This is a genomic window from Chromobacterium sp. W521 (assembly GCF_052805975.1).
Map to the genome: position 1 here is coordinate 145,708 of NZ_JBRBAF010000008.1, position 14,584 is coordinate 160,291.

14 protein-coding genes are annotated in these 14,584 nt (G+C 65.3%); 8 read left to right on the forward strand and 6 right to left on the reverse strand.

What is annotated here, in order from left to right:
* Window positions 1–2 precede the first annotated feature (2 nt).
* The 4 genes from fliH to ACUXV1_RS14350 are packed head-to-tail and all read right to left on the reverse strand — an operon-like array spanning window position 3 to window position 3,803.
* Entirely contained in the window at window positions 3–710 is a 708-nt protein-coding gene (gene fliH, locus ACUXV1_RS14335; RefSeq protein ID WP_043633262.1) for a flagellar assembly protein FliH, read from the reverse strand.
* Window positions 707–1,759: a flagellar motor switch protein FliG gene (locus tag ACUXV1_RS14340; RefSeq protein ID WP_019103733.1), complete on the reverse strand. Its 1,053-nt coding sequence runs from the start codon at window positions 1,757–1,759 to the stop codon at window positions 707–709. The genes fliH and ACUXV1_RS14340 overlap by 4 nt, the downstream gene beginning before the upstream one ends.
* Window positions 1,743–3,443, reverse strand: a complete 1,701-nt coding sequence (gene fliF / locus ACUXV1_RS14345) for a flagellar basal-body MS-ring/collar protein FliF (protein WP_446015694.1) — start codon at window positions 3,441–3,443, stop codon at window positions 1,743–1,745. Before fliF ends, ACUXV1_RS14340 begins: the two co-directional genes overlap by 17 nt.
* An 18-nt stretch (window positions 3,444–3,461) precedes the next feature.
* Window positions 3,462–3,803: a flagellar hook-basal body complex protein FliE gene (locus tag ACUXV1_RS14350; RefSeq protein WP_446015695.1), complete on the reverse strand. Its 342-nt coding sequence runs from the start codon at window positions 3,801–3,803 to the stop codon at window positions 3,462–3,464.
* A gap of 474 nt (window positions 3,804–4,277) precedes the next feature.
* On the opposite strand from ACUXV1_RS14350, the gene ACUXV1_RS14355 reads away from it, so the two are divergent.
* The 8 genes from ACUXV1_RS14355 (at window position 4,278) to ACUXV1_RS14390 (ending at window position 11,941) form a co-directional block, all read left to right on the forward strand.
* The gene (locus tag ACUXV1_RS14355; RefSeq protein ID WP_043590303.1) at window positions 4,278–5,144 is read left to right on the forward strand and encodes a FliM/FliN family flagellar motor switch protein; all 867 of its coding nucleotides are present in this window, start codon (window positions 4,278–4,280) and stop codon (window positions 5,142–5,144) included.
* Window positions 5,145–5,175: 31 nt separating this feature from the next.
* On the forward strand, window positions 5,176–5,538 hold the full coding sequence (gene fliN / locus ACUXV1_RS14360) for a flagellar motor switch protein FliN (RefSeq protein WP_043633256.1): 363 nt from the start codon (window positions 5,176–5,178) through the stop codon (window positions 5,536–5,538).
* On the forward strand, window positions 5,538–6,302 hold the full coding sequence (gene fliP / locus ACUXV1_RS14365) for a flagellar type III secretion system pore protein FliP (protein ID WP_043633252.1): 765 nt from the start codon (window positions 5,538–5,540) through the stop codon (window positions 6,300–6,302). The genes fliN and fliP overlap by 1 nt, the downstream gene beginning before the upstream one ends.
* Window positions 6,303–6,327: 25 nt before the next feature.
* Entirely contained in the window at window positions 6,328–6,600 is a 273-nt protein-coding gene (fliQ, locus tag ACUXV1_RS14370) for a flagellar biosynthesis protein FliQ (protein WP_043590304.1), read from the forward strand.
* Between the two features lie 2 nt (window positions 6,601–6,602).
* A complete protein-coding gene (gene fliR / locus ACUXV1_RS14375) occupies window positions 6,603–7,382 on the forward strand; it encodes a flagellar biosynthetic protein FliR (protein ID WP_043633249.1) in 780 nt (259 codons plus the stop codon).
* The gene (gene flhB, locus ACUXV1_RS14380) at window positions 7,375–8,517 is read left to right on the forward strand and encodes a flagellar type III secretion system protein FlhB (protein WP_043633245.1); all 1,143 of its coding nucleotides are present in this window, start codon (window positions 7,375–7,377) and stop codon (window positions 8,515–8,517) included. Before fliR ends, flhB begins: the two co-directional genes overlap by 8 nt.
* Window positions 8,514–10,604 carry a flagellar biosynthesis protein FlhA gene (locus tag ACUXV1_RS14385; RefSeq protein ID WP_043633243.1) on the forward strand — a complete coding sequence of 697 codons (2,091 nt, stop codon included), beginning with the start codon at window positions 8,514–8,516 and terminating at the stop codon, window positions 10,602–10,604. Before flhB ends, ACUXV1_RS14385 begins: the two co-directional genes overlap by 4 nt.
* Window positions 10,605–11,077: 473 nt before the next feature.
* Entirely contained in the window at window positions 11,078–11,941 is an 864-nt protein-coding gene (locus tag ACUXV1_RS14390) for a helix-turn-helix domain-containing protein (protein WP_019101843.1), read from the forward strand.
* 212 nt (window positions 11,942–12,153) lie between these two features.
* Here the strand turns inward: ACUXV1_RS14390 and ACUXV1_RS14395 are convergent, their stop codons facing one another.
* Both ACUXV1_RS14395 and ACUXV1_RS14400 read right to left on the reverse strand, forming a co-directional pair.
* A complete protein-coding gene (locus tag ACUXV1_RS14395) occupies window positions 12,154–13,956 on the reverse strand; it encodes an ATP-binding response regulator (RefSeq protein ID WP_043633241.1) in 1,803 nt (600 codons plus the stop codon).
* Entirely contained in the window at window positions 13,956–14,426 is a 471-nt protein-coding gene (locus ACUXV1_RS14400; protein WP_052051949.1) for a molybdopterin-dependent oxidoreductase, read from the reverse strand. Before ACUXV1_RS14400 ends, ACUXV1_RS14395 begins: the two co-directional genes overlap by 1 nt.
* Window positions 14,427–14,584 lie beyond the last annotated feature (158 nt).

Below are 14,584 nucleotides of genomic sequence, written 5' to 3' on the forward strand. Positions count from 1 at the left end.
GCTTAAGCCTCCGCCTGTTCCGCCGCCGGCTCGACGGCGTCGCTTTGCAATTGTTCGCGCACGGTGGCGATGCAGGCTTCCAGCCGCTGCTGGCAGCCGGCGTCGGCCTCGGACTCCGGCGTGCGGATCCGGCACTCGCCGTGCGGCAGCTGCGCGTCGGCCACCAAACGCCAGCGCGCGGCCCGCTCCGGCGCCAGTTCGCGGATGCGCTGGCACTCCTCGGCGTTGAGCAGGATTTCCACCTCGTCCTGCTGGTATTGGCCCGGCGGCAAGGCGGCCAGGGTTTCGTCCACCAGGTCGAGGATCTGCACCGGCTTGAGCGCCAACTCGCAGCGGATGACCTGGCGCGCCACTTTGGCCACCAGTTCCACCACTTCGTCGCGCATCGCCGCCTGGTACTCCTCGCTGACGCGGCGCAGCTCGGCCAGCGCGGCTTCCAGCGGCCGGCCCAGATCGGCCAGTTCCGCCCGGGCTTCGCGGCGCGCCGCCGCCAGCCCTTCCTGGCGGCCCTGTTCCAGGCCCGCGGCATAGCCGGCCTCTCGGCCGGCGGCTTCGCCGCTGGCCAGGCCTTCGTTGTAACCGGCGTCCATGCCCTGACGGAAACCATCGGCGGCGGAGGCCTGGATCTGGGCGGAATCCTGCGCGTCCAGCGGCAGGTCCAGCGCGCTGTGGATCAGCGGCGGGAAGCGGAAGGGGCGCCAGGCCTTCACTCGACCACTTCCTCGGGGAATAGCTGCAGGTCGATTTCGCCGGCCTGGGCCAGCTGTTTGACCTGGGCCATGATGTCCGCGCGCACTTCTTCCACGCGGCTGAGCGGTACCGGGCCGGAACGGCGCATCATGGCGTCGAAGTTCTGCGCCTGGCGGCGCGGCATGGTCTGGACGATGGCTTCGCGCACCGCCGGCTCCGCGCCCTTGAGCGCGATGGCCCATTGCTCCAGCGGAATGTCTTCGCTGATGCGCATCAGCACGGCTTCGGTCTGGCGCGACAGGATGAAGAAGTCGTACATGCGGGTTTCGATTTCCTCGACGATGTCCGGATCGTGGGCGCGCAGCAGTTCCATCATGCGCTGGCGGTCGCCCGGCAGGCGGTTGAGGATGTCGGCGGTCTGCTGCATGCCTTCCACCGCGGTGCTCTGGGTGTGCAGGCTTTCCAGACAGCGGTTGACCAGTTCTTCCAGTTCTTCCAAGAGTTCGCGGTCCACGTCCTTGAGCCGGGCCACGTTGACCAGCACGCTGTCGCGGCTGTCCGCCGGCAGCGCGTCCACCACCTGGCCGGCCAGCGCCGGCGGCAGGAAGGCGAGGAACACCGCCTGCATGCGCACGTGTTCGCCGGCGATGCGGTCCGCCAGCCATTGCGGCGACACCCATTGCAGCCGCGCCATCTTGGGCCGGATGGCGTCGCCGTAGATGGTGTCCAGCACGCTGTTGGCGATGTCGCTGCCCAGCGCCAGGTCCAGCGAGCGCTTGAGGAAGGCGCGGCTGGCGCCGTGCACCCCGCTCTGCTCGCGGTATTCGTCGAAGAATTTCTGAATCGTGGTCTTGACCGCGTCCACCTTGATGCCGCTCATGCCGGACATCGCCTGGGTCACTTGCAGCAGTTCTTCGCGGCTCAGACAGCGCAGCACGGCGGCGGCGGGCTCTTCGCCCATGCACAACAGCAGCACGGCGGCCTGCTCGATGGTGTTCATCGCATCTGCGGCGGGCGCGGCGGCGGCCGGCGGCAGGGCCGGCGCTACGGCGTTATTGGTTTCGTCCATTTTTCTGCACCCATTGTTTGACGACTTCGGCGACGCGTTCCGGCTCTTTGGCGGCCAAGCCCTTCAGATGGTCCACCAACACATCGACGCTGGAGCCGGCCGGCGGCAGATCGTAGTTTTCCAGCAGCGGCACCACCGGGCTTCCGCCTGCGCCGGCCGCGGCGGCCAAGGCCGCCTGTTGCGGCGCGGAGGACAGCTGAGCCTGACGCGCGGCGCGCAGATCGGCGCCGTCCATCAACGGATCGGATTTCAATTCCAGCGCTTCCGGCTGCTGGTATTCGCGCAGTTGGCGGTCGGTCAGCTGGCGCAGCATCTTCAGCAGCGGACGCGCCAGCAACAGGTAGGCCAGCAGCACGCCGAAGGCGTAGACAGCCCAGCGCGCGGCTTCGAACCAGGTGTCTTGCTGCATCCAGATCGGCTCCGGCTCGGACAGCGCGGAGAAGTTGAGCGTGGACACCGCCAGGGTGTCGCCGCGCTCGGCGTGGATGCCCAGGCCGTTGCGCAGCACTTTGTCCACATTGGCCAGCTCGGCCGGCTTCCAGCCGCCCTTGGCCGGCGCGGCGGCCTGGTTCAACACCACGGCCACGCTCAGGCGGCGCAGCGTGCCGCGCGCCTTCTTGATCTGAGTGACGCTGCGGTCGTAAGCGTATTGGCGGGTGACGGCGTTCTTGCTGTTGCCGGCTTTTTCCGAGGCGGAGCCGGAGGCGTCGGTGTTGACCGGACGGTTGCTCAGCGAACCGGGCACGCCCAAGGCCATTTTCTCGGTGGAGGTTTCCTCGCGGGAGGCCTCGTTGGTGACCTTGGGCGCTTCGCCGTATTTCTCGCGGGTTTCCTCTACGCGGTCGTTGTCCACGTCGGCGGTGACGCTCACCTTGAAATTGTCCTTGCCCAACACCGGGGTCAGCAGGTCGCGAACGTTTTGCAGCGCTTCCTCGCGGAAGCGTCGCGCGGCGTCGCTCTCATTGCCCCCCAGCATGCCGTCGTCGCTCAAGTCCACGCGGGAAGACAGCAGATTGCCTGCCTGGTCCACCAGAGTGACCTGAGACGGCGACAGCGTGGACACGCTGCCGGCCACCAGCTTGATCACCGCGGCCACTTGCTCGTTGTTCAGTTGCTGGCCGGGCTTGAGGGTCACCACCACCGAGGCGGAGCCCTTGTCGTTGGCGGCGCCGACGAAGGACGTGGCGCGCGGCAACGACAGATGCACGCGCGCCGCGGACACCGGCTCCAGCGCCAGAATGCTTTGCACCAGTTCGCCTTCCAGTCCGCGGCGGAAACGCACGTCCTGCACAAACTGGCTGACGCCCAGCGGGTCGTTCTTGTCCAACAACTCCAGGCCGGACGGCAGCTGCGCCACCACGCCCTTGGCCGCCAGCTGCATGCGCACGCGGCCCAGCTGGCTGTCCGGCACCAACACCTGGCCGGTTTGCGGATGGATGCGATAAGGGATTTTTTCGGCGTCGAGCACCGCCATCATGTCGGCGGCCACCACTTTTTCCTGTGCGCCGAACACCGGCTTGTAGCTGGCGTCGTCGCGCCACAGCCACAGGCTGATCATGACGGTGACGCCTATGGCCAGCGCGACGATGGGCAGCGCCAGGCGCAAGGAGTCTCCGGAAACGGGCCAACGGCCGCCCAGACGGGTTTGCACGGCCGCGACGCCGCTGCGAAAACGATTCAACACGGGCATGGTCCTCGCGGCTTACAGCTGCATCTTGATCAAGTCGTCCACGGCGCCCACTACCTTATTGCGCACTTGCATCAGCATGGAGAACGACAGGCTGGCTTCCTGGCTCATCAGCATGGCGCCGACCAGGTCGTCGCTTTTGCCACTGTCCACGTCGGCCATTTTTTCGGAAGCCGCGCGGTTCTGCGCGTCCACGTCGCGGATGGCCGCGCCCATGGCGTCGGAGAAACTGGCTGAGGTGGCGGGTTCTTCGCTGTGCTGCGGCGGCGCAATCGGCGCGCTGCGCGCCATCCCGGCCATTTCGCCGAGCATCTGCTTGCGGTCGGCATGAATCATCAAACCCAGGTTGGTCGCCATCGGAAATCCTTGTCGGGCGGAGCCCGTTATTATTGAGTGGCCAATCAAGGCCGGTTTCACGTCTGCGGCCCGCCGCCCTGCGGCGGCGAGCGTATCGAAGCGGCAGCCCCGAGATGAGGACTTGTAACCATGCCATCATCCTGACGCCAGGATACGAGCGGCGATTTTAAACTTTATGCTTAAACCAACAGCCGTGAATTTTCACAAAGTGTGACGTGAATTTTCCCCCTTTACCCAGCGGCGGCAGCCAGTAAGATGCACACTCCATAAGGTTTAGCCTGCCGTTTGCCTCCGTCCGCGAGCCGCGAATTTAGTACCTTCTAGTACATTTCGCATCCGGCGTCGCAGAAGGCCGGCCTTGATGTACACCAGGCCGCCGCGGCTTAAGAACCGCGCCCTTTCCGTCGCTCGCGCGCGCCGGCCGGGCGCGCAGACGCCGGCGGCGCCACGCCCACGCCTTCACCGAGAATCGAGATGCCAAGAGCCAGAATCATTTCGCAGCATGACGGCGCCCAGTTGCCGGCTCTCGACCTGCGCACGCTGGGACGGCCGTTCCATCTGCTGCCTGTCTTCGGCAAAGCGCTGCAAGAAGAGCTGGCGGATTTCCTGCAGCAAGAGCTGAACCGCCGCTACCACGCGCGCTTCCATATCCGCGCGCTTGAGCAGGCGCAGCCGGCCGCCGACGAGCGCCGCTGGCTGTGGCACGCGCTGGACGGCTGCCAGCTGGGCAGCCATATCGAACGGCCGCTGTTGCTGCGCTTGCTGGATTACCGCTTCGGCGCGCCGGCAACGCAGCCGGACGCCGACGCCGGCGCGCCGGCGGAAACCGAAACCGAGCGCCGCTTGGCGCGCAGCCTGGCCGAGCGCTTGCTGCCCCGCCTGCTGCAATGCGTATTGCGGCTGGACCGTCAGGCCGGCGGCCTGCCGCCCGGCCCCGCCGACTGCGCGCTGCTGCCCTTCGTGCCGCCCGGCACCGGGGTCTGGGAAATCCGCCTGGACATCGGCGACGGCGAACACGCCGTCGGCGCGCTGCGTCTGCAATTGGACGCCGCCTGCTTCGAACGTCTGCTGAAAAACCTGTCCGGCCGCCGCGACAGCGCCGACGCCCAAGCCGCGCCGGCGGAGACCTTCCGCGACCGGCTGCGGGTGCGCTTGCAAGCGCGCTTGCTGGACCGCGAAATGGCGCTGGGCGACATCATGGACCTGCGCCCCGGCAGCGTGCTGCCGGTGACGCTGCAGGCCAGAAGCGAAGTGCTGGTCGGCGCTTCGCGGCTGTTCGAGGCCGAGGTGGCCGAGCAGCACGGCAAGCTGTGCCTGACCGGCTTTGTCGTCAGCGAATAACTCTACAAACACAGAACAAGCAAGGATGAGCATGGACTTGAACGACGATTTCGATCTGGGCGGCGTGCTGGACGGCCTGGACGGCCAAAACGACGCGGACGCCAAGCCGGCAGACGACGGCGCGGCGCGCCGGCCGCAGCGCGACATGACCCAGTTCCTGCGCAAGATCCCGGTCCGGCTGACGCTGGAAGTGGGCGGCGCCGACATCTCGCTGGCCGATCTGGTCAATATCGAGAACGGTTCGGTGGTGGAGCTGGACAAGCTGGCCGGCGAACCGCTGGACATCAAGGTCAACGGCACCGTGATCGGCCGCGGCGAGGTGGTGGTGGCCGGCGAGAACTACGGCCTGCGGGTGGTGGAGCTCAACGATCTGGAACTGGACAGCCTGACCTGATGGAAGCCTTGAAGAAGCTGCGCCCGCTGCTGCAACCCAGCCTCATCGCTGCGGGGCTTTGGGCGCTGGCCGCCGCCTGTCAGGCCGAACCGCTGAAACTGCTGTCGGCCAACGCTGGCGGCACGCCGGTGGATTTCACCATCAAGACCCAGATCCTGATCCTGATGACCCTGCTCGGGCTCTTGCCCGTGCTGGTGCTGATGATGACCAGCTTCACCCGCTTCATCATCGTGCTCTCGCTGCTGCGCCAGGCGCTGGGCCTGCAACAGGGCCTGCCCAACCGCATCGTCACCGGCGTGTCCTTGATCCTGACCCTGCTGGTGATGCGGCCGGTGGGGCTGGAGGTGTGGAACCAGGCCTTGCAGCCCTTCGATCAGGACAAGATCACCATGCAGCAGGCGCTGGAGATCGCGCAGAAGCCCATCAGCCGCTTCATGCTGGCGCAAACCAGCAAAACCGCGCTGGCGCAGATCGCCAGGCTGTCCGGCGAGGAAAAGATCAGCAATCCGCAGGACCACGCCTTCGCGGTCAAGCTCGCGGCCTTCGTGCTGTCGGAATTGAAAACCGCGTTCCAGATCGGCTGCATGCTGTTCATCCCCTTCTTGGTGATAGACCTGGTGGTGTCCAGCGTGCTGATGGCGATGGGCATGATGATGCTGTCGCCGCTGGTGATTTCGCTGCCGCTCAAGCTGCTGCTGTTCGTGCTGGTGGACGGCTGGTCGCTGACGGTGAACACCCTGGTCACCTCGATACAGGCTTATTAAGCGCGCTTTTGAGAATGGACTTGCCATGCTGACCCCCGACATCGCCGTCGACATCGTCAACGACAGCTTGCGCGTCGTCGTCACCCTGGTGGTGCTGCTGATCCTGCCCAGCCTGATCGTCGGCGTCATCGTCAGCCTGATTCAGGCCGCCACCCAGATCAACGAGCAGACGCTGTCCTTCCTGCCGCGGCTGCTGGTGACTCTGCTGACCATCGCCATCGCCGGCCACTGGATCACCGGTTTTCTGATGGATTTCTGCGTGGCGATGTTCCAACGCGCCGCCGGTTTGGTCGGATAGCCGTGACCGGCCTCTACGCCCAACTGCTGGAGTTGATTCCGGCCTTCTGGTGGCCGTTTTGCCGGCTGATGGCCGCCTTCAGCGTCGCGCCCTTCATCGGCGAGGGCATGGTGCCGGTGCGGGTGCGCATCGGCCTGGCGCTGGCGCTGTCCGCCGCCACGCTGCCGGCCACCCTGCCGCTGCCCAAGCTGGACCTGTTCTCGCTGGCCGGCGTCGCCGCCAGCATCGAGCAGGCGGTGATCGGCCTCGTCTTCGGCCTCGCCTTTCAGCTGGTGCTGGCCGTGCTGGCCGTGCTCGGCTTCCTGGTGTCCTCGCAGATGGCGCTGTCCATGGCGGTGATGAACGACCCCGGCAACGGCAACTCCTCCGACGTGGTGTCCAGCCTGCTCTACCTGCTGGGCGCCATGATCTTCTTCTCGCTGGACGGCCATTTGCTGCTGATCCAGGTGGTTTACGCCAGCTTCCAGGCCTGGCCGGTGGGCGGCGGCGTGCCGGCGGCCTCGCTGTCCATGCTGGCCGGCGGCGTGGCCTGGGTGCTGTCCGCCGCCATGCTGCTGGCGCTGCCGGCGGTGTTCGCCACCTTTGTGGTGCAGGCCGGCGTCGGCATGATCAACCGGGTGGCGCCGTCGCTGAACCTGTTTTCGCTGGGCTTCCCGCTGATTACTCTGTTCGGCCTGGGCACGCTGGGCCTGGTGGCGCGCTTCATCCCGCAGCAATACCTGAACCTGAACGAACAGATGCTGCGCCTGCTGGGCGGCATGCTGAGGGCCGGTCATGGCTGAGGGGCGCGGCGGCGATAAAACCGAAAAGGCCACGCCGCACAAGCTGCGGCAGGCGCGCAAGCAAGGCCAGGTGCCGCGCTCGCGCGATCTGGCCGCCGCGCTGGGCCTGCTGTTGGCGCTGAAACTGGCTTTCTGGATGATGCCGCAGTGGCTGGACGAGTTCCGGCAGCTGTTCGCCCTGGCCTTCGCCCCGCTCTCCGGCAGCGGCGCGCTGGACAACAGCTGGTCCAAGCTGTTTGCCGGCACCTTGCTGCTGCTGGTCAAGATGGTGCTGCCCCTGGCGGTGATTCCGCTGTGCATGATCGTGGTTTCGCTCTACCCCGGCGGCTGGGTCTTCAGCTTCAACCATCTGCAGCCCAAGCTGGAGCGCTTCAACCCGCTGGCCCATTTCGGCCGCATCGCCTCGGCGCGCCACGCCAGCGAAATCGGCAAATCCATCGCCAAGGCGCTGCTGCTGGGCTGGGTGCTGTACAGGCTGAGCCAGAGCGCGCTAGAGGATTTTTTCGCCTTGCAGGGCGCGCCCTTCGCCACCGCGCTGGCCGGCAGCGCGGAGCTGCTGATCAACGCCTTGCTGACGCTGACCGCGGTGTTCATGTTGTTCGCGCTGATCGACCTGCCGCTGCAGATCCTGCTGTTCATGAAGCAGCAGAAGATGAGCAAGCAGGAGATCAAGGAAGAGTACAAAAGCACCGAGGGCCGGCCGGAGATCAAGCAGCGCATCCGGCAGATCCAGATGCAGATGGCCCAGCGCGGCGTGCGCAAGGCCGTGCCCACCGCGGACGTGGTCATCGTCAACCCGGAGCACTACGCGGTGGCGTTGAAATACGATGAGGAACGCGCCGAAGCGCCGTTCATCATCGCCAAGGGCCTGGACGAGATGGCGCTCTACATCCGTCAGGTGGCTCAGGAGCACCAAGTGGACATCGTGCCGCTGCCGCCGCTGGCGCGCGCCGTCTACCACACCACTCAGGTCAACCAGCAAATTCCCGCGCCCCTGTACCGAGCGGTGGCGCAAGTCCTGACCTATGTCATGCAACTCAAAGCCTTCCGCAACGGATCGCGCCGCAGCCAGCCGCGGCTGCCGGACGATTTGCCGATCCCGCGCGACATGGCCGATCCCAGAACCGCACCATGAACGCTTTCACCCGACTGCTGGCCGACATCGGCCGCCACAAGATCGCCGCCCCGCTGTTTTTGCTGGCCATACTGGCCATGGTGATGCTGCCGCTGCCGCCGATGGCGCTGGACATGCTGTTCACCTTCAACATCGTGCTGGCCATCATCGTCATCCTGGTCAGCGTCTCCGCCAAGCGGCCGCTGGACTTCTCCGCCTTCCCCACCATCATTCTGGCCACCACCCTGCTCAGGCTGTCGCTGAACGTGGCCTCCACCCGGGTGGTGCTGCTGCACGGCCATGAAGGCACCCACGCCGCCGGACGGGTGATCGAGGCCTTCGGCCAGGTGGTGATAGGCGGCAACTTCGTTGTCGGCATGGTGGTGTTCGTCATCCTGATGATCATCAACTTCATGGTGGTGACCAAGGGCGCGGAACGGATCTCGGAAGTCTCCGCCCGCTTCACCCTGGACGCGCTGCCCGGTAAACAGATGGCCATCGACGCCGACCTCAACGCCGGCCTGATCAATCAGGAGCAGGCGCAGCAGCGCCGCCGCGACATCGCCACCGAGGCCGATTTCTACGGCGCGATGGACGGCGCCTCCAAGTTTGTGCGCGGCGACGCCATCGCCGGCATCCTGATCCTGATCATCAATCTGTTCGGCGGCGTGGCCATCGGCGCGCTGATGCACGGCCTGTCCGCCGGCGACGCTTTCCGCCAGTACGCGCTGATGACCATAGGCGACGGCCTGGTGGCGCAGATTCCGGCGCTGCTGCTGTCCTCCGCCGCCGCCATCATCGTCACCCGCATCAGCGACGGCGGCGACATGCAGGAACAAGTGGGCAAGCAGATGCTGGCTTCTCCCACCGTGCTGATGAGCGCCGCCGGCATGATGTTGGTGCTGGCAGCCATCCCCGGCATGCCCTGGCCCACCTTCCTCGGCTTCGCGCTGCTGCTGGGCTTCGTCGCCTGGCGGCTGCACCAGCGCCAGCAGGTGCTGCCCAACCTGCCGGACCCGGCGCTGGCGAAAAGCGCGCTGGCCGGCGACGCCGACATCGAACTGGAATGGGCCGCCCTGCCCTATGTGGACACCCTGGGCGTCAACCTGGGCTACAAACTGGTGTCGCTGCTGGACAAGAGTCAGGGCGCGCCGCTGGCCAAGCGCGTGCGCGGCGTGCGTCAAAGCCTGAGCGAGAGCATGGGCGTGCTGATGCCGCAAGTGAATCTGCGCGACGATCTGCGCCTCAAGCCCTCGCAGTACGCCATCCTGCTCAGCGGCAACACCGTGGCCGAAGGCGAGGTCTACGCCGACCGGCTGATGGCCATACCCTCGCCGGAACTGTACGGCGAAGTGGACGGCATGCCCGGCGTGGACCCGGCCTACGCCATGCCGGTGACCTGGATCCTGCCGGACGACAAGAGCAAGGCGCTGGGCCTGGGCTACCAAGTCGTGGACTGCGCCAGCGTGGTGGCCACCCATCTGAACAAGGTGATGCGCGAGCACTTGTCCGAGCTGTTCCGCCACGACGACGTGGCCGCCATCAACGAGCGGCTGTCCGCGCTGGCGCCCAAGCTCGCTTCCGCGCTGAACCAGGCGTTGCCTGCGCCCTTGCAGCTCAAGGCCTACCGCCAACTGCTGACCGACAATGTGTCGCTGAAAGACATCGCCCCCATCGCCAACGCCCTGCTGGACGCCAGCGAAAGCAGCAAGGACCCCATCATGCTGGCGGCCGAGGTGCGCTGCGCGCTGAAACGCCAGATCGTGCAATCCATCCTGGGGCCGCGCGGCGAGATGAAGGCCTTCAATCTGTCCGCGGATCTGGAAAACCTGCTGCTGGGCGCGCTGAGCCAGGCGCAGCAAACCGGCAAGCCGCAGCTGGACAGCTTCCCCATCGACCCCAATGTGCTGCAGCAGCTGCAGGCCAATATGCCGGTGGTGCGCGACCAGATGAAACAACTGGGCCACGCTCCCATCCTGCTGGTGATGCCGCAGATCCGCCCGCTGCTGGCCCGCTACGCGCGCTTGTTCGCGCCCGGCCTGCACGTGCTGTCCTACAACGAAGTGCCGGAAACCCGAGAGGTCAGCCTCACCGGCACCCTGGGCTGATCCGCCGCCCCAAGGCCGTGGGGCGTGTGGGCGCGCGTCGCCGCGCCCGCGCGCCCTTCGCATGATATGCGAAATTACAACACTCCACCCCCTGCGCCCGCCGTCGTCCTCATTTCCCGAATACCCAAAAACAATCAATTATTTAGCCAAAAAATTTCAAACCCAACACGATAACGCAAAGGCATAATCCAGCCCCGATCTGTACCAAGGAACAGGTTTCAATCTGTATGACTACTTTTAAAATGAAAACTTTTTTGCACTTTTAGCGAAATTTTTCGCAAATTTTGCAAAAACTGACTAATATCGGCTAAAACATAAACCAAAGCGTCGACATGCCCACCCCTGCCCGGAAGGCCATCCGCCTTCCGCTCGCCGCCGCCGATAATGAACAAAGACAGCAGCCCTCCGCCCACGCCGACGGCAAGCTGCGGACCAGAACGACCCGATAGTCGCCCTACTCCAAAGATATGCAAATGACACAGAACAAGCCAACCACGGAAATCATCAACGCCAATATCCGCACGCACCTGGAACAGCGCGGCCTGGCGGAGTCTCAACAGGTCAGCCTGATCGAAGAAGTGCTGGGCCTGAGCGCGTCGCAAACCTACCGCAAGCTCAACGGCAGCAGCCAGTGGCAGTTGGGTCAATTGGAGAAGCTGGCCCAATATCTGGGCCTGCCCACGTCCGAACTGCTGGTGTCTCAGGACAACCGCCGGCCGGTACGGGTGCCGGACGCCGACCTGATCCCGGCCATCCTCCACCTGACCGACCACACCGAGGAAGCTCATTGCTGGATACAGCTGGGCGACGTGGTGCAGGACGATTCCATCTCGCCGCTGCTGCTGGCGCGTCGTCAGGGCGACAGCTGGCACGTGTATCCAGGCAGCCACGACCGCTGCATCAACGGCCACGAAGTCACCTATCTGGCGGTGCAGCCGCCCAAGCGCGCCAACAACAAGCGCTTGCTGGTGGCGGTGCTGGACGATATGGACGCCGACATCCTGGCCGCGGTGCTGGTGCGCCAGGGCCTGTTCGCCCTGCCCTACGAATCCCCGTCCGAACTGCTGGCCGCGCTGCCGCACGAAGAGTTCGACGCTTTCGTGCTGGACTGGGTGCTGGGCGACGAGGACTGCATGAAGGTCATCGAGACCATACGCCAGCGCTCGTCCACCGTGCCCATCATCGTGCTGACCGGCCACGCCGAGGAATACGAATCCGCGCTGCAGCAGGCCTTGCGCATCCAGGGTGTCTACTACATCGGCAAGCCGACCCCGGGCTCCATCCTGGCGCTGCAGATCACCAATGTGGTCACCGCCGCCCACGACCTGGAAGTCTGAGAACCTGTTTAAAGTTTGCTGCGCGTCGTGAAGCGTTGCGCGGTGAGTACAAGCTCAAAATGCTCATGTACCGTGTGCACACTCCGCTTTCTCAGCGGTTTTCGCTTGTCTCGCCTTGGCTCGCGAGATGTTGAATAGGCAGCGGTTCACTATCACCGCGCGGCATTGAAAAAGCCCTGGAGGTCATCCAGGGCTTTTTTGCGCGACGCGGGTCAGGCCCGCTTGCTGACCACGGCCAGCATCTGCCGCAATTGACCGGCGTCGAAGGGCTTGGCCAGGATGCCGGCGAAGCGGCTCGCGCGCGGATCGTCAAAGGCCTCCGGATAAGCGCTCATCCCGACAACGGCGGTATGCTCGGCGCGTTGGCCGTTCCAGGCCCGCTCCGCCACCTGGTAGCCGCTGTCCGCGCCCAGGTGCATGTCCAGCAGCACAGCGTCGAAATCGGCTTGCTCCAGCGCCCGTTCCGCCAAGGCCGCCGTCTCCGCGGTGGCCACCTGATAGCCGTCGCGCTGCAGCAACTCGGCCAGGGTGTCGCGAATGTCGGCGTCGTCGTCCACGATCAGAACCGACTGCGAGCCCGGCGTCTCCGCCGCCTGCACCGGTATGCGCACGGTGAAGCAGGCGCCCTTGCCCTCGGCGCTGTCCAGCGCGATGCAGCCGCCAAACAGATTGACCAGCTCCTTGACGATGGACAGACCCAGCCCGCAGCTGCCGGCGCGTCTATGCTTGCCCTGGATGAAAGGCTGAAAAATACGCTGCTGGTACTCCGGCGGAATGCCCACCCCGGTGTCGCGCACTTGCAGCACCAGTTCGTGATGCCCGGTGGCGCGCAGGCAGGACACGCTGACCGTGACCGAGCCGCTATCGGTGTAGCGGATGGCGTTGGACACCAGATTGCCCACGACCTGACGTAGCCTCACCTCGTCCAGCAGCACCGTCGCCGGCAGCGGGCCGGCCTGGTAATTCAGCGCCAGCCCCTTGGCGTCGGCCAAGGGCCGCATCACGTCCATGGTGGCTTGCAGCACCTCGGCCAGCGGCATCGGCTGCGGATTCATCCGCAGCTTCATATTGCGGATGGCGCTGATATCCATGATGTCGTGCACCTGGGCGGATAAATGCGACACGCTGGTTTTCAAGCGCTGCAAGGCGGTGCGCGCGGTTTTCTGGCCGTCCGCCACCGGCTCCAGCAATTCGATGCATACCTGCATCGACTGCAAGGGAGAACGGATCTCATGGCTCAGCGTGGCCAGGAAGGTGGTGCGGTCCAGTTCCATCGCCACCGTGGCCTGGTGCGCGGACTGCTCCTTCTCCAGCAAGGCCTGCTTGGCGCTGGCCAGACGCTTGACCGAGCTGTAGCGCGACAGCAGCAGAATCACCGCGCAGATCACGCCCCACAACACCGACTGCAGATACAGCACATTGCTGCGCTGTCGGTCCAGGTCCTCCAGCCGCTCGGTGCGGCTTTTCACCTCCGCCACCCTCGCCTCCACCGCGAAGGCCATCAGTTGCGGCCGCAGCAGGTCGATGCGTTCCAGCAGCGCCGGCACCGAGGCCAGCGCGGGGTGGCTGAAAGCAGGGTCGTTGAACAATTGCTGGTAATCCGCCACCAGGGTGTCGAAACCCTTCACCTGGCGCAGCAACATCTGCACCCGCACCGGCGCCGGTTCGGAAAACACATGGAAACGACTGCTGGCCACTTCCAAGCGCCGCAACAGCTCGTCTTGCGTGATGCGGCCGGCCTGGAAACCCACCAGCGCGGACTTGGCGCGCTCCATTTCCAGCTGGAATTGCGCCACCGACCAATACAAATCCTCGCTGCTGTTGGCCACCGAGTTGACCTTGCCCAGCTGGCTGATGCTGTAATACATGCCGCCGGCGGCGGTGATCAGCACCAGCAGGCCCACCCACAGCATGCGCCGGCCTTCCGGCCAGCCGCCCCATCCGGAAATGAGCCGCCGCAGGCGGCCGGCCCAGCCCGGCTCCACGCCGGACGACGCTTGATTGTCCTGGTTCATCAGTTCACCACCAAACCGTCTATCTGCCAGATCAGCTTGGCGTCCAAGGCCGGCCCCTTGGCCGAATCCGGCATCTGCTCCAGCGGATACATCAGCCACAACGGGCCGTAACGGGCCACGTTCATCGGCTGCTGGTTGAAGCGGCGCGCGAGGATGGCGCGGTACTTGACCAGCTCGCCGATAGGAATGGAATAGGTATAGTCGTTGAGCGCCACAAACTGGGCCTGATGGCCGTAGGCGCCCACTTTATTGAGGATGTCCCGCACCAGCGGCCCGCTGAAAGTCGCCTTGGGCGTCCAGCTGGTGGCGGTGACCAGCGAGGTTTGCGGCAAGGCCATCAGCGCGCTTTCGCGGAATTCGTACACGCCGCGCGCCGAATCGGTGAAATGGCTGATCTTGCCCGACACCACCAGCAAAACCGGGTCGTCGCCCGCCCGGCACGCTTGCGCCAGCAGGACGAAAACCAGCAAGCAAAAGACTCTCTTCATCTTGGCCAACGCTTCACTTGATTGAAAAACCATACCGCCGCACTGCTCATCAACAGTCAGACAACTATAGAGCCTGTTCAAAGCCTCGCGGGCAAGGGCGAGACAAGGCGCTGCGGCGGAAATAGCGGATTGCGCCGACG

What these genes read in the sequence shown, in the direction of transcription:
- ACUXV1_RS14385 (WP_043633243.1), top strand. Translation starts at nt 8,514, where the DNA reads ATGAACGCTTTCACCCGACTGCTGGCCGACATCGGCCGCCACAAGATC.
- ACUXV1_RS14390 (WP_019101843.1), top strand. Translation starts at nt 11,078, where the DNA reads ATGACACAGAACAAGCCAACCACGGAAATCATCAACGCCAATATCCGC.
- ACUXV1_RS14350 (WP_446015695.1), bottom strand. Translation starts at nt 3,803, where the DNA reads ATGGCGACCAACCTGGGTTTGATGATTCATGCCGACCGCAAGCAGATG.
- fliN (WP_043633256.1), top strand. Translation starts at nt 5,176, where the DNA reads ATGGACTTGAACGACGATTTCGATCTGGGCGGCGTGCTGGACGGCCTG.
- fliQ (WP_043590304.1), top strand. Translation starts at nt 6,328, where the DNA reads ATGCTGACCCCCGACATCGCCGTCGACATCGTCAACGACAGCTTGCGC.
- ACUXV1_RS14355 (WP_043590303.1), top strand. Translation starts at nt 4,278, where the DNA reads ATGCCAAGAGCCAGAATCATTTCGCAGCATGACGGCGCCCAGTTGCCG.
- flhB (WP_043633245.1), top strand. Translation starts at nt 7,375, where the DNA reads ATGGCTGAGGGGCGCGGCGGCGATAAAACCGAAAAGGCCACGCCGCAC.
- fliP (WP_043633252.1), top strand. Translation starts at nt 5,538, where the DNA reads ATGGAAGCCTTGAAGAAGCTGCGCCCGCTGCTGCAACCCAGCCTCATC.
- ACUXV1_RS14340 (WP_019103733.1), bottom strand. Translation starts at nt 1,759, where the DNA reads ATGGACGAAACCAATAACGCCGTAGCGCCGGCCCTGCCGCCGGCCGCC.
- ACUXV1_RS14395 (WP_043633241.1), bottom strand. Translation starts at nt 13,956, where the DNA reads ATGAACCAGGACAATCAAGCGTCGTCCGGCGTGGAGCCGGGCTGGGCC.